Genomic DNA, 20,720 nt, shown 5'->3' on the forward strand with positions numbered 1-20,720 from the left:
GGCGTCGACCGCGCGGCGCACGAGCCGGCGCAGGACGTCCTGGCTGAACGGGCTCTCCCCCGCCGCGGCCTGCCGGATGCCGTTGAGCAGCTCGGTGGGTGGGGCGTCCTTGAGCAGGAACCCGCAGGCGCCGGACTGCAGCGCCGGGTAGAGGTGGTCGTCGTCGCCGAACGTGGTGAGGATCAGGACCCGGGTGGCCGGGCGCTCGGACATGATCCGGCTGGTGGCGGTGATCCCGTCGACGCCGGGCATCCGGATGTCCATCACGACGACGTCCGGGACCAGCTGCGCGGCCAGGGTGACCGCGGTCCGGCCGTCGCCGGCCTCGCCGACCACCTCCATGCCGGCCTCGGCGTCCAGCAGCATGCGCAGGCCGGCCCGGATCAGTTGCTGGTCGTCGACCAGGAGCACCCGGATCACCTGTCCTCCCGGACAACGACAGCATCGGCGGCGACAGCATCGGCGACGGTAGCATCGGCGGCGGCCGGAGCAGTCGCGGGATCCGCGGCAGTGGACCCGGCGACCGCGGAGGCGGGCAGCACGGTGGCGACCCGCCAGCCCGCACCGTCCGGACCGGCGGTGAGCGACCCGCCGAGCACCGCGACCCGTTCCCGCATCCCGGTCAGCCCGTGCCCGCCACCCGGCGGCGGCGCCCCGGGCGCGGACGCGCGCAGCCCGCCGTCGTCCCGCACCGACCAGCACAGGTCGGCGTCGTCCATCACGGCCCGCAGCGAGGCGCGGGCCTCCGGGCCGGCGTGCTTGGCCACGTTCGTCAGCGCCTCCTGGGTCAGCCGGAGCAGCGCCAGCCCCCGGACCGCGTCCAGGGTGGTGATCGCCGGGTCGATCTCGGCCTCCACGATCACTCCGGCGCGGCGGGCCGTCTCGACCGCGCCGTCCATCGCGGCCGGCAGCGCCGTGGGGTCGATGGCGGTGAGCGCGGCATCCCCCCGTACGCGATCGGGGTCTCGAAGAACCGCGACCAATCGGCGGAGGTCGGCCAGCGCGGCGGTCCCGGTGCGGTGCACGTCGTCGAAGACCTCCGCGACCCGCGGATCGGCGTCCGGCATGACGTGCCGCGCGACACCGACCCGCAGCACCATCGAGGCGACGTGGTGCGCGACCACGTCGTGGAGCTCGCGGGCGATCGCGCCGCGCTCGTCGGCGCGGGCCGCCCGCTGCTCGGAGACGGCCTGCTGCTCGGCGCGCTTGCCGAGTTCCTGGGTGGTCCGCACGACCAGGCCGAGCAGGGTCGGGAGTCCGAGATTGATCGCCAGGCCGGCCAGTGAGGGCATGATCTGGCCGGTCTGCTGCGGCAGGTCGCACACCACGTAGGCGGCCGCGACCAGGCTGATCCCGGCGACCAGGTAGCCGGTCCGGGGCGCCCAGAGGGCCAGCTCGCCGACCGCCCACGCGGTGCCCACCTGGTTGATCGTCGCGTCGTCGAGCCGGAGCATCGCGACCGCGAACAGCGCGGTCTGGATGATCAGGTTGACCGGCGGGCGGCGGTGCAGGAACAGGGCGGACGCGAACGCCAACCCCGCCAGCAGCCACTGCAGCGGGGTCGGCGAAGGTCCGGTGTGATTGATGACGAGCAGGTAGCCGAGTCCGCTGCAGTCGAGCAGCACCATGCGCGTGAGCGTGTCCCGCGCATCGAGGAACTTGGCCATGGCGCTCAGCGTAGAGCCCCCAGCTCCGGAGCGGTCGGCGCCGGCAGCGGCCAGCGGGTGCGGGCGGCGAGGTAGGCGGCCAGGCCGAGCGGCCCGAGCAGGATGGTGAGCACCAGGATCGGGGCGACGACCAGGTGCGGGATGCCGCGTTCCCGGGCGTCCAGCCAGGCCCAGCGGCCGACGAACAGGTCGAACGCGATCATGTGGGCCCAGCCGGCCGCCGCGCCGTCCGCGGTGCCGAGCAGGTCCCGGACGCCGCCCAGGGTCGGGTTGGTGACCGCCGGCAGCACCTCGCCGAAGGCCGGGATCACCAACGCCGCGTAGATCAGCACGACCGGGAGCGCGATCAGCGGCGAGGCGATGATCCGCCGGGTCCAGGACCAGCCGGGGAGCAGGATCATCAGCGCCCAGAACGGCGCGGCCAGCAGGAAGGTCAGCTCGAACAGGAACCCGGTCATGCGGTCACCATCTCCGGCTTGCGTGCCCGGTTCAAGACCAGACCGATTCCGGTCAGGGTGGCGACGGCCAGGGCGGCGAACGCGGCGAGGGTGGTCGCGTCCGGCTGCAGCAGCGGTTGCGCGCGTAGCGCCTGCCAGGTCAGCAGCGGCACGAGTACGGCGTAACCGAGCCCGGCCACCAGCACCAGCCGCGCCCGGGTCACCGCGTCGAACCGGCCGCCCGCCCACCGGTTCAGCGCGTACGCCAGCAGCGGCAGCGCCTGCAGCGCGTGCAGTCCGACGAAGTGCCCGATCCGCAGGTCCCCGCCGACCGTGCTCCAGCCGGTGATCGGCAGGCCGGGCCCGCCGTCGGAGACGCCGACGCTGTGCGCGCCGATCGTCCCCTCGAGGCTCTTCCGGGACGTCATGGGGAACGCGGCGGCCATCCCGAGCAGGGAGATGAACAGGCCGAGCCGGATCGCGTACGCGGTGGCCCGGTCCGGGATCCGCTGGATCAGCGCGACGATCGAGATCACCAGCTGGGCCAGGAACAGCACCATGATCGACGCGCCCATGATCGACCAGAGCGTCGCGTTCAGCGGCGTGGTCTCGTTGTAGTGGCTGGTGGTACCGCGGATCACCTGGGTCACGATGACCGCCATCTCGGCGACCAGCATGGCGACGATGACCGTGGCCGACCATTCGGCGACCCGGCTGCGCTTGGGCAGCACCGAGAGCAGCCAGGCCAGCGTCCAGCTGTAGACGACGAACGAGACGGCGAACTTGAACGGCTTGAGCCAGATCGGCACCCCGGTCAGGATGCGCGAGTCGGCGAACAGGCCGACCGCGGTGATCAGGACCAGGGCGACCGAGGCCCAGGTCAGCACGGTGAGCGGCCGGTGACCGCGGGGCGGCTTCAGGACGTCGACGATTGTCATATCGACAGACTCGGTTCCCGGCGGGCCGGAATCGCCCGCCCTGGGGCCGCACCCGCGGCCGTTCGGCCGGACCGTCTCCTACCGGGGTAGGAGACGTCACCCGTAAGGACGACGCGATACTGGCGCGGTGCACCCCGCATCCCCTGGCGTGACCGACTTCCCCTCCGACTCCGACGGACGCCGCAGCAGCGCGGCCCTGGGCCGCGCGGTGGTCGCCGACGCGCTGCGCCCGGTCGACCCGGCCGCCGCCGCGGCCGCCGAGCGCGAGACCGACTGGCGGCGTGGCTACCCGCGGCATTTCCGGGCGCTCGTGGAGGCCGGGCTGAGCGCGGACGGCGCGGCCGGCTACGAGATCGCCGAGGCCGGCCTGCTCTCGCTGCAGTCCCGGATGCGGTACGTCCGCGACGACGGCGAGTTCACCCTGGCCCAGGCGCTGCTCGCGGAGCCGGAGCGGCCGTACGAGTCGATCGAGTTCACCGGCTCGGCCGCGCCGGACCGCGAGCTGGACCTGGTGCCGAGGCTGGACGCCTGGGTCGCCGCCGGGGTGATCGAGGAGTCCTGCGCGGACGCGGTCCGCGAGGTCGCCGCCAACCCGGACTGGCTGGACCTGAGCGACCTGAAGTTCGCGTTGCTCGGCGCCGGCGCCGAGATGGGCCCGCTGAAGTGGCTGCTGAGCTGGGGCGCGACCGTCCTGGCGGTGGACCTGCCCCGGCCGGACCTGTGGGAGCGGATCACCGGGGTGGCGAAGGCCTCGGCCGGGCGGCTGATCGCCCCGGCCGGTAAGGACGGCGCGCTCGGCGCGGACCTGGGCGCCGAGTTCCCGCAGATCGCGAGCTGGCTGCTCGGTTTCGACGGGCAGCTGGTGCTGGGCAACTACGGGTACGCGCCGGGCAACGCGTACCCCAAGCTGGCGGCCGCGGTCGACGCACTCGCCGTGCACGTCCGGCAGCAGCGGCCGGACACCGCGCTCGCGGTGCTGGCCACGCCGACCGACGTCTACGCGGTGCCGGCCGGCGCGGTCGAGGAGTCCCGGGCCCGGTTCGCGGCCCGTGGGCTGCGAGCCCGGGTGACCGCGCCGATCTCCGGCGGGCAGCTGCTGCGACCGAACTATCCGCAGGCGACGGTCCCCGGGATCAACGACAGCCTGGTGCCGCAGCAGGGCCCGAACTACGCCCTCGCCAAGCGGATCCACCGGTGGCGGGCCACTCTCGGGCGGCGGGACGGCCTGGTCAGCTTCGCGGTGGCGCCGCCGACCCGGACCCGGTCGGTGCTGAACAACCGGCTCCTCAAGGCCGCCTACGCCGGGGCGCACCTGTTCGGCGTGGAGGTCTTCGACCCGGCGACGGCCAGCCGGCTGATGGCCGTCCTGATGGTCCATCAGCTGCGGAAACCCCGGGTCGCGGACGCGGCGGCGTGGCGGGACGAGACGATCGCGGCGGCGCACGGCGGGCTGTGGCGGACGGCCTACTTCCCGCGGACCGCGCTGCCGCTGGCCGCGGTGCGAGGTTTCCTGTAACAAACAACGGCACCACGCGCGTAACACGCCGTAGTTAGGCTCGATGGATGATCACGGCCGGTCTTGTCCTGGCGGCCGGGGCGGGACGTCGGTACGGCATGCCGAAGGCGCTCGTTCCGTACCGTAATCGGCTTTTGGTGCGGAGCGCGGCCGCGACCCTGAGCGAAGCCGGTTGCGAGCGGACCTTGGTGGTTCTCGGCGCTCGCGCCGACGAGGTCCGGCAAGCGGCGCCGGACCTGCCGGAAACCGTGCTCAACCCGGACTGGGCGACCGGGATGGGCTCCTCGCTGCGCACCGGGCTGACCACGCTGAGCAGCGACGACTCGCTGACCTCGGTCGTCGTGCTGCTGGTCGACATGCCCGGCGTGACGGCCGAGGCGGTCCGCCGGATCACCGCGCACGCCGCCCCGGACGCCCTCGTGATGGGCGGCTATCAGGGGCGGCGCGGGCATCCGGTGCTGCTCGGGCGGGAGCACTGGGCGGGCGTCGCCGCGAGCGCGACGGGCGATCGGGGCGCGCGGGACTATCTGCGCGCGCACGAGGTGCTGGTGGTCGAGGTCGGTGACGTGGCCGACGACCGGGACCTGGACCACCCGGGGGATCTCGATGCGTGACGTGCTCGGCGACCTGTTGCGCTGGTGGTCGGCGGGCGAGCCGGCCGGGCTGGCGATCGTGACCGCGACCTGGTCGAGCGCGCCCCGGCAGGTGGGCGCGGCGATGGCGGTCGGGCCGGACGGGGTGGCGGTGGGCAGCGTGTCCGGCGGGTGCGTGGAGGCCGCCGTCTACGACCTGTGCCTGGAGGTGGCCGAGACCGGCGAGGCGCGGACCGCCAGTTTCGGGGTGGCCGACGATCTCGCGCTCGGCGTCGGGCTGCCCTGCGGCGGGACGATCGACCTGGCGATCGGCCGGGTCGACCACACCACATTTCCGGATTTGCCGGATTTGACCTCGGCGGTCGAGGCCGAGCGGCCGGTCGCCCTGCTGGTGGAGCAAACCGGATATTCCATTCTTAAAACCGATTTTTACGTACGCTCGGAGCCCGCCGACAACCGCACGGTGATCCCCTTCTTCCCGCCGCCCCGGATGCTGGTCTTCGGCGCCACCGACCACGCCGCCGCGGTCGCCCGGATCGGCGGCTTCCTCGGCTACCGGGTGACCGTGTGTGACGCCCGGCCGATCTTCGCCACCCCCCGCCGCTTCCCCGGCGCGGACCAGGTGGTGGTCGACTGGCCGCACCGCTACCTGGCCGCCGAGGCCGCGGCCGGCCGGATCGACAGCCGCACGGTCCTCTGCGTCCTCACCCACGACCCGAAGTTCGACGTGCCCACCCTGGAGCTGGCGCTCCGGCTGGACGTCGGCTACGTCGGCGCGATGGGCTCCCGGCGCACCCACCACGACCGGCTGGCCCGGCTGCGCGAGGCCGGCCTGGCCGAGCCGGAGCTGGCCCGGCTGTGCTCGCCGATCGGGCTGGACCTGGGCGCGCGCAGCCCGGAGGAGACCGCGGTGAGCATCGCCGCGGAGATCATCGCGCTGCGGCACAGCGGGACCGCCGAACGGCTCTCCACACTCTCCGGGCCGGTCCACAAAAAACTCTGAACCGGCGAGCAACCTTTCCGGGTCGCGGGCGCACTCCCCGGATGTCCCCCGACACCAATCCCCGAAGGGTTCGACGTGTTCAAGAATCTGCGGAAGCGCTGGCGTGCCGGTCTCGTGGCGATCACCGCGGTCGGGCTGGGTCTCGGCGCGGTCGTCTACACCCAGGGCGCCTCGGCGGCGACCTGGCCGACCGCCACCGGAACCACCAAGCTGACCGCGACCAAGGCGGTCTCCGGCACCTTCGACGGCGCCCTCAAGCGGTTCGTCGGCAGCGGCGCGCTCGGCACCGACTCGCAGGACGAGGACCAGGACCCGCTGTTCGAGCTGGCCGACGGCGCCGTGCTGAAGAACGTGATCCTCGGTGACCCGGCCGCCGACGGGGTGCATTGCCTCGGCTCCTGCACGCTGACCAACGTCTGGTGGGACAACGTCGGCGAGGACGCGGCCACCTTCAAGGGCGGCACCTCGGCGGTCTACACGGTGAACGGCGGCGGGGCCAAAGGCGCCGACGACAAGGTGTTCCAGCACAACGGCGGCGGCACGCTGACGATCAAGAACTTCGCGGTCGACGACTTCGGCAAGCTGTACCGCTCGTGCGGCAACTGCAAGACCCAGTACAAGCGCAAGGTCGTGATCGACAACGTGACCGCGACGTACCCGGGGCTGTCGCTGGTCGGCATCAACTCGAACTACGGCGACACCGCGACGCTGTCCAACATCACGATCGTGAACGACACCAAGAAGAAGCTGGCCGTCTGCATCACCTTCAAGGGCAACAACACCGGCGCCGAGCCGACCAAGCTGACGACGTTCACCGGCGCGACCGGCGGCGACGGGGTGAACTGCAAGTTCACCACCGCCAACGTGACCTACAAGTAGTCGGCCAGGTCCCGCAGTGAGCCGATGCGGTGCGGTTCGTCGGCCGGCCCGATCCCCAGCCGGTCCAGGTGAACCGCCCGCAGCCCGGCGGCGCGAGCCGCCAGCACGTCCAGATCGTGCCTGTCCCCAAGACTGAGGACCTCCCCGGGCCTCAGTCCCCAGCGGGCGACTGCCCCGCGGAACGCGCCCGGATCGGGCTTGGCCATCCCCAGATCGTCGGGAGTCCACACGGGCCCGAGATCGGCCAGGCCCATCCGGGCGAGTTTTCCCCGCTGCTGCGTCGCGGCGCCGTTGGTCAGCACGGCGGTCTTCAGACCCTTCGCGGCGACCAGGGCCAGCGCCTCGGCGACGTCGTCGTAGGCGTGGTAGGCCTTCTCATACTCGACGAGATAACCGGCGAAGATCAGATCAAGAGCTTCTTCGCCGTACGGGAAACCGAGCTCCCGCAATCGTCGGCGGCGCTGTTCGGCGTAGTCGACCTCGCGCCGCCGCCAGGCGGCCAGATGCTTCTCGGCGACCGCGTGCCAGCGGGCGATCGCCTCGTCGTCGGCGACCATCCCGACCGTCGGGAGCCAGGCCTTGAGCGCCGTCTCGACCGACGAATCGTGATCCCCGAGCGTGCCGTCCAGATCGAACAAAACTCCTTGTAGCGTCAACCGGCCCTCGCTCGTAGTCTTCGCAGCATCCGTGCGTCGCCGAAACCTACCGCGCGGGCGGCGGCCTCGATCGTCGAGCCGTGGCCGATCAGATATTCCGCGCGCTCGACCCGCAGCGTCTGCTGGTAGCGCAGCGGGGTGCGCCCGGTCGCGGCGGTGAACAGCCTGGTCAGCGTCCGTTCGCTGACGCCGGCGCTGGCGGCCAGCTCGCCCAGCAGCAGCGGCTCGGCGAACGACCCGTCGATCCGGTCCTGCACCCGGTGCACCACGTCGGACAGGTGCGCGCGGTGCCGCAGCATCGCGCTGGCCTGCCGCTCGTCGCCGTTGCGCCGGGCGTAGACGACCATCTCCCGGGCCACCCGGGCGGCCACCGCCGGGCCGTGCCGCAGCGCCACCAGGTGCAGCGCCAGGTCGATGCCGCTGGCGATGCCGGCCGAGGTGACCACCCGGTCGTCGGCGACGTAGAGGACGTCGCGGACCACGCCGGCCTTCGGGAACGTCCGCGCCAGGGTGTCCTGCAGATCGTGGTGGGTGGTGCAGCGGCGGCCGTCGAGCAGGCCGGCCCGGCCGAGCGCGTCGGCGCCGGCACAGACGCTGGCGACCGTGCCGCCGGCCGCGTGATGCCCGGCGATCCGGTGCAGCGTCGCCGCGCCGAACCAGCCGTAACCGGAGCGCCACCCCGGGACGACGACCAGGTCGTCCGGGGTCAGCTCGGGCCACTCCAGCTCGGCGTGCAGCACCGCGCCCTGCCAGGTGGGGACGCTCGTGCTCTCCGCGACGTAGTGCAGCGTGTAGCCGGGCGCGGTGGAGAAGACCTGGGCCGGACCGGCCAGGTCGAGCAGGTGGACCTGTGGGGTGAGCACGAAGACCACCTGGCTCACGATCCGGTCACCCCTTCTCGACCTCGGCGGTGGTCTTGATCGTCGCGAAACGGCCGGCCAGCGCGTACTCCGTCCGGGTCACGATGTCGGCGGACGCCAGCGTACGCGGGTCGGCCAGCAGCTCCGCCACGGTCAGGTCCGCGGGGGCGTCCCAGTGTGGGATCGGGAACGTCGCGGTCGCGTCGGTGACGTAGGTGACCTCGTACCCCAGGTCGGAGCCGACCCGGGCGGTGGTCTCCACGCACTGCTCGGTGCGCAGGCCGCACACGGTGATCTTGTGGACGCCCGCGGTGGTGAGGCGGAACTGCAGGTCGGTGGTGGTGAACGCGTTGTGCACGAACTTGACCAGGGTGGGCTCGCCGTCGGCCGGGACCAGCTCGTCGACCAGGCGGACGAACCCGTTGGCCGGGTCGAACGTGCCGCCGCTGCCCGGCTCCGAGTGCAGCACCCAGATGACCTGGTGGCCGGCGTTGCGGGCGTGGTCGACCAGGCGCTGCACGTTCGCGATCACGTCCGGGTTGTTCAGGGTGGACCAGAGCGGGCGGGCCCGGAACGATTCCTGCACGTCGATGACAATCAGGGCTTCAGTCATGACTCCATCTCACCGCCGGACGGGGCGCCGGGACAGACACCATCCGGCCCGCTGCCGGACCGATCCGGTCACCGGGCCCGGCTGCGGGAACGCCGGTGGGCGTGCGCGATCAGGTCGGTGACGTCCGACTCGGGACAGACGATCGAGCCCCAGCCCTGGGTGGCGTAGACCGGATGCGGGAACCAGCGATCCGCCTCGGCGAAGTCGATCCCGTCCTGGTGGGTGGGGAACTCCTCCGGGCCGTACCCGAAAAGCTCGTTGAATTTTGCCCGGCCGAGCTCGACGTTGAGCCGGAAGACACCGGGGCGGTCCAGGGCGGAGCGTTCGTCGAAGCCGGGCACGTTCTGGACGACGATCGTGGCGAACGGGCGCATCCGCTCCTCGCCGACGAAGAAGAAATGGTCGCCCCAGCTCAGCTCGGGTGCGCCGGTGCCCGGGCCGGCGATCAGCTGGAACACGTCCGGCAGGCTCCGGATCCGGTCGGCGAGGAGGTCGAGGGTCGGGAGATCGGTAGGCATGACCTCTATCGTATCGTTGAGGCACCCGGTGAGGGTTGTCGTGCAGAATGCCTGGAGAGCGATGCCAAAGTCTCAAAGTACGGCGTTCCGGCCGGTGGATCTGGCGCGGCGGCACGGGCTTTCCGCGCAGGCTATTCGTAACTATGAGCAGGACGGGGTGATCCCGCCGGCTCAGCGCACCGCCAGCGGATATCGCGCCTACGAGGAACGGCACATGGTCGCGGTGAGTGCTTTTCTCGCGCTCGCCTCGGCGTATGGGCACGGGCCCGCTGGGGTGATCATGCGGGCGGTGCTCGGCGGTGATCTCGAGGTCGCCTTCACCACGATCGACGCCGGTCACGCCGCCCTGATCCGGGACCGCGAGACCCTGGCCGCGGTCGAGGCCACCGCCGGGCTGCTCACCCAGCCGCCGCCCGCCGCGGCCCTGGGGTTGCCGGCCGGCGCGCCCACCCTGGAGCTGCCGGCCGGCGGGCTCACCCCGCAGCAACCCGCAGGCCGGGGGTTGCCGGTCGGTGCGCTTGCTCACCGGCTCGGGGTTACCCCGGCCACGCTGCGCAAATGGGAGGAGGCCGGGATTCTCGTGCCGGCTCGGGACCGGGCCAGCCAGCAGCGGCTCTACTCCGCGGACGACGTCCGGGACGCCGACCTGGCGCATCTGCTGCGTCGTGGGGGCTACGGGCTGGCGCACATCGCGACGGTGCTGCGGCAGGTCCGTAGCGCGGGCGGGGCGGATTCGCTGGCGTCGTCGCTGGCCGAGTGGCGGACCCGGCTGACCGGGCGAGGGCAAGCGATGCTCACCGCCGCGGCCCGGCTCGCCGAATTCCTCGCCCAGGCATAAGCGCCGCCCCGCGCCCGAGCACCCCTCGCCGCCCCGCCCCGCCCCGCCCCGCGCCCGAACGGCCCTCGCCGCCCCGCCCCTAGCCGGCTCGCGCTGAGAGGCGTCTCCGCGGGCTCACGCTGAAGGGTGCGTCTCCGTCGGCTGGCGCTGAGGCCGCGCCGGCCAGCAGGGGCGAGGCGCCGCTCAGGGCTCGATTGCGGGGGCTGAGGCACCCCGCAGGGCCACCCGACCGCGCGGCCCGGGGCTAGCCGCGCGGCCCGGGGCCAGCCGCGCGGGCCGGGGCCAGCCGCGCGGGCCGGGGTCGGGCGCGCGGGCCGGGGTCAGCGGTGGATGTCGGCGCCGGTGAGGGCGGTGAGCTCGGCTCGGGTGGGGGCCCCGTCGCAGTCCCCCGGGACCGTCACCGCGAAGGCGCCCGCCGCGATCGCCGTCCGCAGGCGCTGCTCCGGCACGGCGCCGAGCAGGCGGTCGGCCAGGTAGCCCGCGACGAAGGCGTCACCCGCGCCGACCGGGTCGATGGCGGTGACCGGGAGCGCCGGGAGGGTGTAGCGGGCGCCGTCGATCAGCGCCACGCAGCCCTTGGCGCCGTCCTTCAGGATCACCTCGGACGGGCCGAGCGCGGCCAGCCCGTCGACCGGGTCGGCGGCGTCGACGAACAGGGCCGCCTCCTCCGGGCTCGCGAAGACCACGTCGGCGAGCGCGGCCAGGTCGCGCAGGACCGGGGTGGCGTCGAAGCGGGACCAGAGCTTGCCGCGGTAGTTCACGTCGAACGAGACCGGGACCCCGGCCGCGCGGGCGGCCTCCACGGCGGCGAACACGGTGGCTCGGGCGGTCGTGCTCAGGGCCGGGGTGATGCCGGTGACGTGCAGGACCCCGGCCGACTCGATCGCCGGCAGCGGCAGGTCGGCGGGGGTCAGGCGGGATCCGGCGCTGCCCGCCCGGTGGTAGTCGGCGTGGATGAACTGGGCGGATCGCCGGTAACGGATCATCAGGCCGGTGGGGGCCTCGTCGGGGACGGCCCACACCCGTACCCCGGAAGCTCTCAACCGCCCGGTGATCAGCGACCCGGTGGAATCCGGACCCAGCCGGCCGAGCCAGGCGGCGGAGCCGCCGAGGCGAGCGACGCCGACCGCGACGTTGCTCTCCGCGCCACCGACCGCGAGGGTGAAGGCCCGGGCGTGCTCGATCGGGCCGATCCCGTCCGCGACGAAGATCCCCATCGCCTCACCGAGCGTGAAGAGCCCCCCGGACGAGCCCGCTGCCGAGCCGGCAGACAAGGCTGCGGCCGGGCCGGCAGACGAGGTTGCGGCCGGGCCGGAGTCAAAAGCCGGCCCCGGAGACGAAGCCGCGGCGGACGGCGAGGTGGTCATGATCGGGCGGTGGCGACGGCGTCGACCGCTCGCCGGGCACGGTCGGCCAGCGCGGTGAGGCTGCCGCCGGTGCCCGCGTCCCCGATCAGCGGGCCGCCCAGCCCGACCGCCGCGGCCCCCGCGCCCAGCCAGGCCCCGATGTCGTCCAGGTTGATCCCGCCGGTCGGCAGGATCCGGACCTGCGGCAACGGACCACGAAGATCTTTGAGGTACGCCGGTGTCAGCCCCCCGGCCGGAAAGAGCTTCACCAGCGGCGCCCCGGCCCGGTACGCGGCGTAGACCTCGGTCGGCGTGTAGGCCCCCGGGTAGCACGGCACGTCCTGCCCGGCGAGGGTGTCCAGCACCGGCGAGACCAGGAACGACGCCCCCGCGGCCACGGCCGCCTCGGCATCGTCCGGGGTGAGCACGGTGCCGGCGCCGATGATCGTGCCCGCCGGCAGCCGGCGCCGCAGATCGGCGATGGCCTCCAGAGCGCCGTTCGACGTGAGGGTGACCTCGAGGGCGGTGATGCCGGCGTCGACCAGCACGTCGGCGATCGCGGCGAACCCACCCGCGGACGGGGCCCGGAGGATGGCGACGATGCCGCTGTCGACGACGGCGGCGGAGACGGGATCGAGCGGAGCGGGTTGGTCGGTCACATCGTCGATCCTGCCCGATGTCCGAGTGCCGGGCCAGCCCCGGCGGTAAGTTTCCCGGGCTGCAGGAAAGCGTATTCCCACGGCCCGGGAGCGATCAGTTCCGATCCTCGGCCGGGGCTTTCCGGGGCAGTCGGCGGACCTTGCCGTTGGACGTGTGCGGGAGCGGCGCCGGCGGCGTGTCCTCGATGCCGAGCTCCTCGCGCACCGCCGCCTCGAACTGCTGCATCACGAGCGGGACCTGGGCCAGCAGCTCCCGGAAGTGGGTCTCCGGCCGGACGCCGCTGACCGCGGCCGGGTTCATCTGGCTGTGCAGGCGCTCCAGCTGGAGGTGCACGGCGAGGGCGGCGCTGCGGACCGGCCCGGAGGCGAGCAGCCGCACCGGCATCAGCGCCGGGCCGATCTCGTCGACGTAGGCGAGCACGGTCGGCGGCTTCTCCCCCGCCTCGAAGGTCGCGCGCAGGCGCACGGTGGCCCGCTCGAAGCCGGCGAGCAGTTGGACGTAGGCCTCCTTGCGCTCGTCGTACCAGCGGCGGGTGCGCCGCCGACGACTCAGCAGAAGATTGTCGCGAGCGGCCACGAACCGCACCGCAGCGGCACCGGCCAGGGCGAACACGGCGGCGACCAGGGGCAGCCCCCACCACGGGATCTGAGACACCCGCATACCGTATCGAGCCCGGCCGGTGCGGTCTGTCAACCACACCCCCTCCGGCCGACCCAGACCCCGATGCCGTCCAGGAAGCGCGCCAGCCCGAACTCGAACAACACATCAAGATCAAATTCAAAGTCCGGCGTACGGAGGAACAGCTCCTCGTACGTCGGCGACGGGTGCTCCGCCACGAACCGGTGGAACGTCGCCTCCTGGGTCTCCATCCACTCGTCCCCGGTCATCCCGGTGTCCCGCATCGCCTCGGCCTCCGGCTGGATCGCCTCGGCCACCCCCCGCACGAAGCTGAACAGCAGCACCTGCACCAGCATCCGGTCGGACGCGGCCAGCCCGGTCGGACCGAGCGACCCCATCACCCACTCGCCGAGCCGCATCCCGTTCAGTGAGAGCTGCGGCCGGGTCAGGGACATCGTCGCGCCCAGCCACGGGTGCCGCTGGAACAGCTCCCACATGACCCGGCCGCACTGTTCCAGGTCGGCCCGCCAGTCCCCGGTGTACCGCGGCGGCACCCGCAGCTCGCCGAGCGCCGCGTCGATCATCGCGACCTCCAGGTCCTCCCGGCTGGGCACGTGCCGGTAGAGCGACATGGTGGCCACGCCCAGGTCGGTGGCGATCCGGCGCATCGACAGCTCGGCCATGCCGAACCGGTCGGCGACCGCCGTCGCGGCCGCCACGATCCGGTCCAGGCCCAGATCGGTGTCGCGGCGCGGGGCCGGGCCGGCCACCACCGTGCCGACGCCGGGGCGGGCCACGGTCAGGCCCTCGTCGCGTAGTACGGCATGCGCCTTGGTAGCGGTCGCAATGGCGACACCGAACTCCCGGGTGATCGCCCGCGCCGACGGGACCCGGTCGCCGGGCCGCAGCTCACCGGCCTCGATCCGGCGCTTCACCTCGGCCACGATCCGCGTGTAGGCCACCTCCGCCACCTAGTACACCCACCCTTCCGTACTAGTGCGGTTTGCCCTGGTCAGAGCGCCGCACCTACCGTCCCTAGTACATCGATATACAGAGTACGCAGAGGAGCGGGGAGATGCGGGTACTGATTTCCGGGAGCAGCATCGCCGGGCCGGCTTGTGCGTTCTGGCTGCACCGGGCCGGCGCCGAGGTGACCGTGGTGGAGAAGTCCCGTGCGCCGCGGCCGGGCGGGCACGCGGTGGACATCCGCGGCGTGGCGCGGCAGATCGTCGAGTGGATGGGGATCCGGGAGGCGATCCGGGCCCGGCAGGTCGACGAGCGCGGCTGGGCGCTGGTGGACGGCCGCAACCGGGTGCTGGGCCGGATGGGCGCGGACGCGTTCGGCGGCGAGGGCATCGTCGCGGAGATCGAGATCTCCCGGGGCGATCTGGCCGAGGTGCTGCGGGACGCGACGGCCGGGTTCACCGAGTACCGCTACGGCGACCGGATCGCCGAGCTGGCACAGGACGCGCGCGGCGTCGACGTGACGTTCGCGAGCGGCGTCAAGGAGCGCTACGACCTGGTGATCGGCGCCGACGGCGTGCATTCCGGGGTCCGCGAGCTGGCCTTCGGCCCGGACTCGGACTACGTCCGCTACCTCGGGGTCTACTCGGCGTACTTCACGGTGACCGATCCGGGCGACATGGACAACTGGTACCTGATGTACAACGAGCCGGGCCGGGTCGCCGGCCTGCGCCCGGAGCGCGGCGGCACCGCCAAGGCCCAGCTCGCCTTTCGCGAGCCGCTGGCCCGCTACCAGCGGCTGAGCCGGGACGAGGAGCGGCGGGTGGTCGCCGAGCGGATGGCCGGCGGCGGCTGGCGGATCCCGGAGTTGCTGGCGCAGATGCCGGACGCGCCGGACTTCTTCTTCGACTCGATCGACCAGGTGCACGTGAAGCGCTGGTGGCGGGGCCGGGTGGCGCTGGTCGGCGACGCCGGCTACTGCGGGTCGCCGCTGGCCGGGCTCGGCACCAGCATGAGCCTGGTCGGCGCGTACGTCCTGGCCGGCGAACTGGCCGGCGCGGCGGACCCGGAACGGGCCCTCGCCGCCTACCAGAACACCATGGCCGACTACGTCGCCGAGGGCCTGAAGCTGCCGCCGGGCGGGGCGAAGGGTTTCGCTCCGAAGAGCCGGCTGCTGATCCGCAGCCGCGCGCTGTCCATGTCGATGATGACCGCGTGGCCGTTCCGGAACATCATGGCCAAGCAGTTCGGCAAGGCCGACGCGATCACCCTCGAGGACTACGGGCTGGGCACGCATGCCCCGGCGGCTCAGCTCAGGTAGGCCAGGCCGTCGATGGTCACGGTGGGCCGTCCGGCCGTGCCCTCCGGCTCCACCTTGACCGTGTGCGTCGCGGTGTCCGGCCACGACTTGCTGAACACCAGCCGGCGGTACTGCGGCGTGGCGGCGTTCAGGTCGGCGTACCCGGCGAGGACGCCGTCGATCGAGACCTTGACCCGGCCGGACGTCGCCGACCTGGCCGCCACCAGGCCGACCGAGCGGCCGGTCACGGTCCAGCTCAGCGAGGCTCCGGCGGCCGCGGCGGCGGCCGCCACCCCACCGAGGTGGTTGGCATCCCGGGCCGCCCGCCAGCTTCCGGTCCGCGTCGCTTGCGCTTCGGCCAGGATCATCGGCGTACGGTCGACCGTCGCGACCCGCCGATTCCCGGCGTGATCGACGACGCCCACCCGCCACGTGCTGGTCACGCCGACCGGCGCCGGCCCGGTCAGCGCGCGGATCGCCCCGTCGAGCACGGTCGCGCTGGTCCCGGCGACGATCGCGGTGCGGATCCCGGCCGGGTCGGTCGCGGACCAGCTCACCTTGATCGGCACGCTGGTCCCGACCGTCCCGCCGGTCAGGTAGACCTGCGGGAGCGCGGTGAAGACGGGCGGCTCGACGTCCGCGACCACCTTGGCGACGGCGGTGGCGGTCCGGCCGGAGAGGTGCCGGGCGCGCACCGCGACGGTGTGCGGGCCGGGGCTGAGCCGGATCGAGCCGGCCCGGATCGAGCCGGCCCGGGAGTCGACCATCTCGCCGTCCACGTAGACGTCGAACCGGTCGATCATCCGGCTCGGGGTGAGCAGGTCCCAGAGCGGGGCGATCGCACCCCGGGTCCAGTACGTGTCGCCCCAGACCCCGGCGCCGTCCACCTTGACGACGTGCAGCCCGGCCGGGGCGCTGCCGGCCAGCTGCCGGATCGCCGGCAGCTGGCGGTAGAGCGAGGTGCCGGGGCACTCGGTGAGCCCGGCGTCGCGGTGCCCGGAGATCCGGTTCAGCACGACCCGGCGGCCGACCGCGAACTTCGGGCCGCCGCCGGAGGTCAGCGCGACCCGGCTGGCCGGCGCGTTGCCGGCCCCGCCCAGCTTGTACGCCGCCAGCTGGGCCACCGACAGCCGGGCCGCCGCCGGGATCGGCGTGGACCGGAAGTCGCCGATCACCGCGACCGCGCTGGCGTTGGTGTTGAAGCCCAGGGTGTGCGCGCCGAGCACGTTCCGGTCCACCCCGCCGCGACGGCCCTCGAAGATCGTGCCGCACTTGTCGACCAGGAAGTTGTAGCCGATGTCGTTCCAGCCCTTGCTCTTCACCTGGTACGCCTCGATCCCCCGCACCACGCTGGTCGAGCTCGCGCAGCTGTAGCCGTTGCCGGTCGCGGTGTGGTGCACGAAGAACACCTGGACCGGCCCGGTGTACGTGGGCGCCTCCTTGACGATCTTCTCGTTCGCGCCCCACGCGGCCCGGCTGAGCAGCTTCGGCTCCGGGCGCGACGGGATCTCCACGCCGTTGACCCGCCGCGGGCGCTGCATCGCGACCGGGGCGATCTCCTCGCGCGGCCGGCCCACCACGTCCGGGTTGATCAGGTCGACCCGCATCCCGGCCGGCAGCGCCCGGACCTCGTCCCCGGCGACCACCCGGGCCCGCACCCCGTTCGACGGGCCCACCCAGAGCGGGTCGCTGGCGCCGCGGGCCGGGCCGCCGTCGGCGCCGCCGGACTCGTCGGGGGCGTCGGTCTCCAGGTCCTGCCAGGGCGTCCAGCTCCGGGCGCCGACCGGCCGGGTCCGCACCTGGATCGTCCCGCCGGTCACCGCGCGCGGGTCGTCCCAGGTCACGCCGACCAGGCTGAACCGTCTGGTGTCCCGTTCCGGCACCTCGGCGGCGACCCCGTCGGTGGCGCCGCCGGTCTCCGCGACCAGGCGCAGCCCGCCGGTGAAGGCGAAGGTCTGCAGCATCGGGTCCGGCCCGGGCGACCTGGTGAGCCCGCCGTAGACGGCCAGGGCCAGCACCGGAAGACCGGCGACCAGGGCGGTGACGAGACGTTTCCGGCGCATGCGAAATATCCCCCAGTCGCCGGTGGAAGGGGTCAATTCGGTCGTGAACCGGCGACCATCTGACACCTTGCCGGGGACTTGAGTGGCGCGTGGTGCCTTCTGCGAAAAAAGCTCTATTTATCCGCGGCGGGCCCGCACCGTCCGGTGCGGGCCCTCGCGGTGGTTTAGCGCCGCGCGGCCATGGGGTAATGCGTCGCCGCCCCACCCCCACGGCTTCGAGGAGTATCCATGTCCACTCAGGGCGTTCTTTACATCATCGCGGTGATCCTTCTGGTCCTGGCCGCGCTGCCGATCGGCACCCGCGGCATCAGCCTGGCCCTGCTCGGCGCGGCGTTCGCGCTGCTCGCCTACTCCTGGCCGGTGCTCACGGCGTGACGCTGCGCCGATAGACGACCGCCTGCCAGGGGGCCAGGGTCAGCGACCCGGACGACGCCCCCGGCAGGTTGGTCAGCACCAGCTCGGCCCCGGACCAGCCGGCCGCGTCGTCGATCTCGGCCGGCACGGTCTCGCCGGTGAAGTTGCCGATCACCAGCAGCTCGGTGTCGCCGAGGCGGCGGGTGAAGGCGTACAGCCGCTCGTCGTGCGGCAGCAGCATGGTGAAGTCGCCCCCGGCCACGGCCGGCTCGGTGCGCCGCAGCTCGATCAGCTGCCGGTAGTAGTGGAACACCGAGTCCGGGTCCTTGCGCTGGGCCGCGGCGTTCACCTCCGGGTAGTTCGGATTGACCGCCAGCCACGGCGTGCCGGTGGTGAACCCGGCCTCCGGCGCGGAGTCCCACTGCATCGGGGTACGGGCGTTGTCCCGCCCCCGGGCGCGGAGCACGGTCAGCACCTCCTCCGGCCGCCGCCCCTCCAGCTCCAGGGCCTGCTTGTACTGCCCGAGTGCCTCGATGTCGCGGAAGTCCTCGATGCCGCGGAACGGGTAGTTGGTCATCCCGAGTTCCTCGCCCTGGTACACGTAGGGCGTGCCGCGGTGCAGGTGGAGCACGGTGCCGAGCATCTTCGCCGAGGCCACCCGGAACTCCGGCGAGTCGTCGCCGTACCGCGAGACGATCCGCGGCTGGTCGTGGTTGTTCCAGTAGAGGCTGTTCCAGCCCACCTCGGCCAGCCCGGCCTGCCAGCGGCCCAGGATCGCCTTGAGGTTGGTGAGCTGGAGTTTCTGCAACAGCCACGGGTCCGGTCCCCGGTCGGCCCAGACGTGGTCGAACTGGAAGACCATGTCGATCTCGTGCCGGTCCGGGTCGGTGTGCAGCCTCGCCTCGTCCACGGTGACGCCGGGCATCTCGCCGACCGTCAGCAGGCCCTCGCGGCCCGCGAAGACCTCCCGGTACATCTCCTGGAGGAACTCGTGCAGGCGCGGGCCGCCGACGAAACCGGCGGAGCCGTCCGCGTACGCCGAGCCGGCCGACAGCCGACCGTCCGGCAGCGGCAGGACCTTGGAGATCATGTTGATCACGTCCATCCGGAAGCCGTCCACGCCCCGGTCCAGCCACCAGCGCATCATCGCGTGGACCGCCTGCCGGACCTCCGGGTTCTCCCAGTTGAGGTCGGGCTGCTTGCGCGAGAACAGGTGCAGGTAGTACTCCCCGGTCCGCTCGTCGAGCTCCCAGGCCGGGCCGCCGAAGACCGAGCCCCAGTTGGTCGGCTCGGCACCGGGCGTGCCGGCCGCCATGCCCTCCCGGGCCGGCTGCCACCAGTACCAATCACGTTTCGGGCTGTCCTTGGACGACCGGCTCTCCACGAACCACGGGTGCTCGTCCGAGCTGTGGTTGACCACCAGATCCATCACGATCTTCATCCCCCGGGCGTGTGCCCCGGCGAGCAGTTCGTCGAAGATCTCCAGGGTCCCGAACATCGGCTCGATGCCCTGGTAATCGCTGATGTCGTAACCGTTGTCGTCCTGCGGCGAGGGATAGATCGGCGACAACCACAACACGTCCACGCCCAGTTCAGCGAGGTGATCCAGGTGGTCGATGACCCCGCGCAGATCGCCCATCCCGTCACCGTCCGAGTCCGCGAAGCTTCGCGGATAGATCTGGTAGACGACCGACTTCTTCCACCATGAATCCGTCATTCCTCTTCTCTAACACGAGAACGCGGAAAGTTTCGGGCGGGCATACTGACCACGTGGTTATCACCGAGAAATGGCTTTTGTCATGAAGATGGCGTTGCTGGGGCCGATCGCCTGGCGAACCCCACCGCTGCACTACGGCCCGTGGGAACTGGTCACCAGCCTGCTCGCCGAGGGGCTGGTCGCGCGCGGGATCGACGTCACCCTCTTCGCCACCCTCGACTCGGTGACCACGGCAACCCTGGCCGGCGTGGTCCCGGCCGGCTACGAGGGCAACGACGACCTGGACGGGCGGGTCTGGGAGGCGATCCACGTCAGTAACGTCCTGGCCCGCTCGGGCGAGTTCGACCTGATCCACAACCACCTGGACTGGCTGCCGCTGGCGTTCTCCGCGCACTGCGCGGCGCCGATGCTGACCACCATCCACGGGTTCTCCGGCGCGAACATCCTGCCGGCGTACCGCCGGGCGAACTCGCACTTCGTGTCCATCTCCGACAGCGACCGCTCGCCCGATCTGGACTATCTGGCCACCGTGCACCACGGCGTGGACGTCGCCGGGCTGCCGTTCCAGGCGGACGGCGGGGACGATCTGATCCTGTTCGGCCGGATCCACCCGGACAAGGGCACCGATCTGGCCATCGAGATCGCCCGCCGGGCCGGCCGGCGGCTGGTGATCTGCGGCATCGTGCAGGACCGGGCGTTCTTCGAGGAGCGGGTGGAGCCGCTGATCGACGGGGAACGCGTGGTCTACCTGGGGTCGGTGGGGCCAGGCGAGCGCGGGGCGATCCTCGGCTCCGGCGCGGCGCTGCTGCACCCGATCCGGTTCGCCGAGCCGTTCGGGCTCTCCGTGGTGGAGTCGATGATCTGCGGGACGCCGGTGATCGCGTACCGGAAAGGCTCTATGCCCGAAGTCGTGGACGAGGGCGTCACCGGGCGTCTGGTCGCGTCCGTCGATGAGGCGGTGGCCGCCGTCGAGGGCATCGCGAGCCTGGACCGCGCGGCCTGCTCGGCCCGCGCGCGGGACCGCTTCTCGGCGGATCGGATGGTCGACGAGTACCTGGCGATTTACCGAAAAATCATCAGCTGAATAGCTTGATCTTGTTACGGTCCCAATGTGAATTGCGCGTTAACCGGGGCATTTTCCCGATACGCCCTTTACGCCGTTCACGCGCGGTGCCCGTTGT

The 20,720-nt window shown here is 72.4% G+C and carries 22 protein-coding genes (1 of these 22 cut by a window edge); 8 read left to right on the forward strand and 14 right to left on the reverse strand.

The window, feature by feature from the left end:
- The 4 genes in view from L3i22_RS45070 to L3i22_RS45085 are tightly spaced (at most 5 nt apart) and all read right to left on the reverse strand, a layout consistent with a single transcriptional unit that may run on beyond the window.
- Window positions 1–420, reverse strand: the 5' portion of a protein-coding gene (locus L3i22_RS45070) for a response regulator transcription factor (protein ID WP_221323548.1). 207 nt of this gene lie to the left of the window's left edge; only the first 420 of its 627 coding nucleotides appear in the window; the start codon lies at window positions 418–420; the stop codon falls past the left edge of the window.
- Window positions 417–1,667 (reverse strand): sensor histidine kinase, encoded by a 1,251-nt coding sequence (locus tag L3i22_RS45075; protein WP_221323549.1) that lies wholly within the window; start codon window positions 1,665–1,667, stop codon window positions 417–419. The genes L3i22_RS45070 and L3i22_RS45075 overlap by 4 nt, the downstream gene beginning before the upstream one ends.
- A gap of 5 nt (window positions 1,668–1,672) precedes the next feature.
- Complete coding sequence (locus L3i22_RS45080) at window positions 1,673–2,125, reverse strand: ABA4-like family protein (protein ID WP_221323550.1); 453 nt, start codon at window positions 2,123–2,125, stop codon at window positions 1,673–1,675.
- On the reverse strand, window positions 2,122–3,042 hold the full coding sequence (locus L3i22_RS45085; RefSeq protein ID WP_221323551.1) for a hypothetical protein: 921 nt from the start codon (window positions 3,040–3,042) through the stop codon (window positions 2,122–2,124). The genes L3i22_RS45080 and L3i22_RS45085 overlap by 4 nt, the downstream gene beginning before the upstream one ends.
- A 148-nt stretch (window positions 3,043–3,190) precedes the next feature.
- Here L3i22_RS45085 and L3i22_RS45090 point away from each other — a divergent pair, with 148 nt between their 5' ends.
- From L3i22_RS45090 to L3i22_RS45105, 4 genes are all read left to right on the forward strand, one after another.
- Complete coding sequence (locus L3i22_RS45090) at window positions 3,191–4,558, forward strand: hypothetical protein (protein WP_221323552.1); 1,368 nt, start codon at window positions 3,191–3,193, stop codon at window positions 4,556–4,558.
- Window positions 4,559–4,605: 47 nt separating this feature from the next.
- On the forward strand, window positions 4,606–5,172 hold the full coding sequence (locus L3i22_RS45095; RefSeq protein WP_221323553.1) for an NTP transferase domain-containing protein: 567 nt from the start codon (window positions 4,606–4,608) through the stop codon (window positions 5,170–5,172).
- A complete protein-coding gene (locus tag L3i22_RS45100) occupies window positions 5,120–6,154 on the forward strand; it encodes an XdhC family protein (protein WP_370644303.1) in 1,035 nt (344 codons plus the stop codon). The genes L3i22_RS45095 and L3i22_RS45100 overlap by 53 nt, the downstream gene beginning before the upstream one ends.
- A gap of 75 nt (window positions 6,155–6,229) precedes the next feature.
- The gene (locus L3i22_RS45105) at window positions 6,230–7,033 is read left to right on the forward strand and encodes a pectate lyase (protein WP_255657634.1); all 804 of its coding nucleotides are present in this window, start codon (window positions 6,230–6,232) and stop codon (window positions 7,031–7,033) included.
- Here the strand turns inward: L3i22_RS45105 and L3i22_RS45110 are convergent.
- The 4 genes from L3i22_RS45110 to L3i22_RS45125 form a co-directional block, all read right to left on the reverse strand.
- Window positions 7,024–7,671: an HAD family hydrolase gene (locus tag L3i22_RS45110; protein WP_255657635.1), complete on the reverse strand. Its 648-nt coding sequence runs from the start codon at window positions 7,669–7,671 to the stop codon at window positions 7,024–7,026. The genes L3i22_RS45105 and L3i22_RS45110 overlap by 10 nt on opposite strands.
- Before the next feature lie 14 nt (window positions 7,672–7,685).
- A complete protein-coding gene (locus L3i22_RS45115) occupies window positions 7,686–8,570 on the reverse strand; it encodes a GlxA family transcriptional regulator (protein WP_221323555.1) in 885 nt (294 codons plus the stop codon).
- Window positions 8,571–8,577: 7 nt separating this feature from the next.
- Window positions 8,578–9,162 carry an isochorismatase family protein gene (locus L3i22_RS45120; RefSeq protein ID WP_221323556.1) on the reverse strand — a complete coding sequence of 195 codons (585 nt, stop codon included), beginning with the start codon at window positions 9,160–9,162 and terminating at the stop codon, window positions 8,578–8,580.
- 68 nt (window positions 9,163–9,230) lie between these two features.
- Window positions 9,231–9,680 (reverse strand): DUF6194 family protein, encoded by a 450-nt coding sequence (locus L3i22_RS45125; RefSeq protein WP_221323557.1) that lies wholly within the window; start codon window positions 9,678–9,680, stop codon window positions 9,231–9,233.
- 61 nt (window positions 9,681–9,741) lie between these two features.
- On the opposite strand from L3i22_RS45125, the gene L3i22_RS45130 reads away from it, so the two are divergent.
- Entirely contained in the window at window positions 9,742–10,518 is a 777-nt protein-coding gene (locus tag L3i22_RS45130) for a MerR family DNA-binding transcriptional regulator (protein WP_221323558.1), read from the forward strand.
- A 320-nt stretch (window positions 10,519–10,838) separates the two neighbouring features.
- Here L3i22_RS45130 and L3i22_RS45135 read toward each other — a convergent pair whose 3' ends face one another.
- The 4 genes from L3i22_RS45135 to L3i22_RS45150 all read right to left on the reverse strand — a co-directional run bounded on the left by L3i22_RS45135 (window position 10,839) and on the right by L3i22_RS45150 (window position 14,113).
- Window positions 10,839–11,735, reverse strand: coding sequence for a sugar kinase (locus L3i22_RS45135; protein WP_221323559.1), 897 nt, complete (start codon window positions 11,733–11,735; stop codon window positions 10,839–10,841).
- Window positions 11,736–11,881: 146 nt separating this feature from the next.
- Entirely contained in the window at window positions 11,882–12,523 is a 642-nt protein-coding gene (locus L3i22_RS45140) for a bifunctional 4-hydroxy-2-oxoglutarate aldolase/2-dehydro-3-deoxy-phosphogluconate aldolase (RefSeq protein WP_221323560.1), read from the reverse strand.
- A 94-nt stretch (window positions 12,524–12,617) separates the two neighbouring features.
- Entirely contained in the window at window positions 12,618–13,184 is a 567-nt protein-coding gene (locus L3i22_RS45145) for a hypothetical protein (protein WP_255657636.1), read from the reverse strand.
- Window positions 13,185–13,213: 29 nt separating this feature from the next.
- On the reverse strand, window positions 13,214–14,113 hold the full coding sequence (locus tag L3i22_RS45150; RefSeq protein ID WP_221323562.1) for a GntR family transcriptional regulator: 900 nt from the start codon (window positions 14,111–14,113) through the stop codon (window positions 13,214–13,216).
- 104 nt (window positions 14,114–14,217) lie between these two features.
- On the opposite strand from L3i22_RS45150, the gene L3i22_RS45155 reads away from it, so the two are divergent.
- A complete protein-coding gene (locus L3i22_RS45155; protein WP_221323563.1) occupies window positions 14,218–15,426 on the forward strand; it encodes an FAD-dependent monooxygenase in 1,209 nt (402 codons plus the stop codon).
- Here L3i22_RS45155 and L3i22_RS45160 read toward each other — a convergent pair.
- Window positions 15,414–17,468, reverse strand: coding sequence for an N-acetylmuramoyl-L-alanine amidase (locus L3i22_RS45160; RefSeq protein WP_221323564.1), 2,055 nt, complete (start codon window positions 17,466–17,468; stop codon window positions 15,414–15,416). The two genes, L3i22_RS45155 and L3i22_RS45160, sit on opposite strands and share 13 nt — an antisense overlap.
- Before the next feature lie 228 nt (window positions 17,469–17,696).
- On the opposite strand from L3i22_RS45160, the gene L3i22_RS45165 reads away from it, so the two are divergent.
- Window positions 17,697–17,843, forward strand: coding sequence for a hypothetical protein (locus L3i22_RS45165; protein WP_221323565.1), 147 nt, complete (start codon window positions 17,697–17,699; stop codon window positions 17,841–17,843).
- Here L3i22_RS45165 and L3i22_RS45170 read toward each other — a convergent pair.
- Window positions 17,833–19,539 carry an alpha-glucosidase gene (locus tag L3i22_RS45170; RefSeq protein WP_221323566.1) on the reverse strand — a complete coding sequence of 569 codons (1,707 nt, stop codon included), beginning with the start codon at window positions 19,537–19,539 and terminating at the stop codon, window positions 17,833–17,835. The two genes, L3i22_RS45165 and L3i22_RS45170, sit on opposite strands and share 11 nt — an antisense overlap.
- 82 nt (window positions 19,540–19,621) lie before the next feature.
- Here L3i22_RS45170 and L3i22_RS45175 point away from each other — a divergent pair, with 82 nt between their 5' ends.
- Entirely contained in the window at window positions 19,622–20,623 is a 1,002-nt protein-coding gene (locus L3i22_RS45175; RefSeq protein WP_221330461.1) for a glycosyltransferase family 4 protein, read from the forward strand.
- Window positions 20,624–20,720 lie beyond the last annotated feature (97 nt).

The sequence above is a fragment of the Actinoplanes sp. L3-i22 genome, from assembly GCF_019704555.1.
In the GTDB taxonomy this organism is placed as follows: Bacteria; Actinomycetota; Actinomycetes; order Mycobacteriales; family Micromonosporaceae; genus Actinoplanes.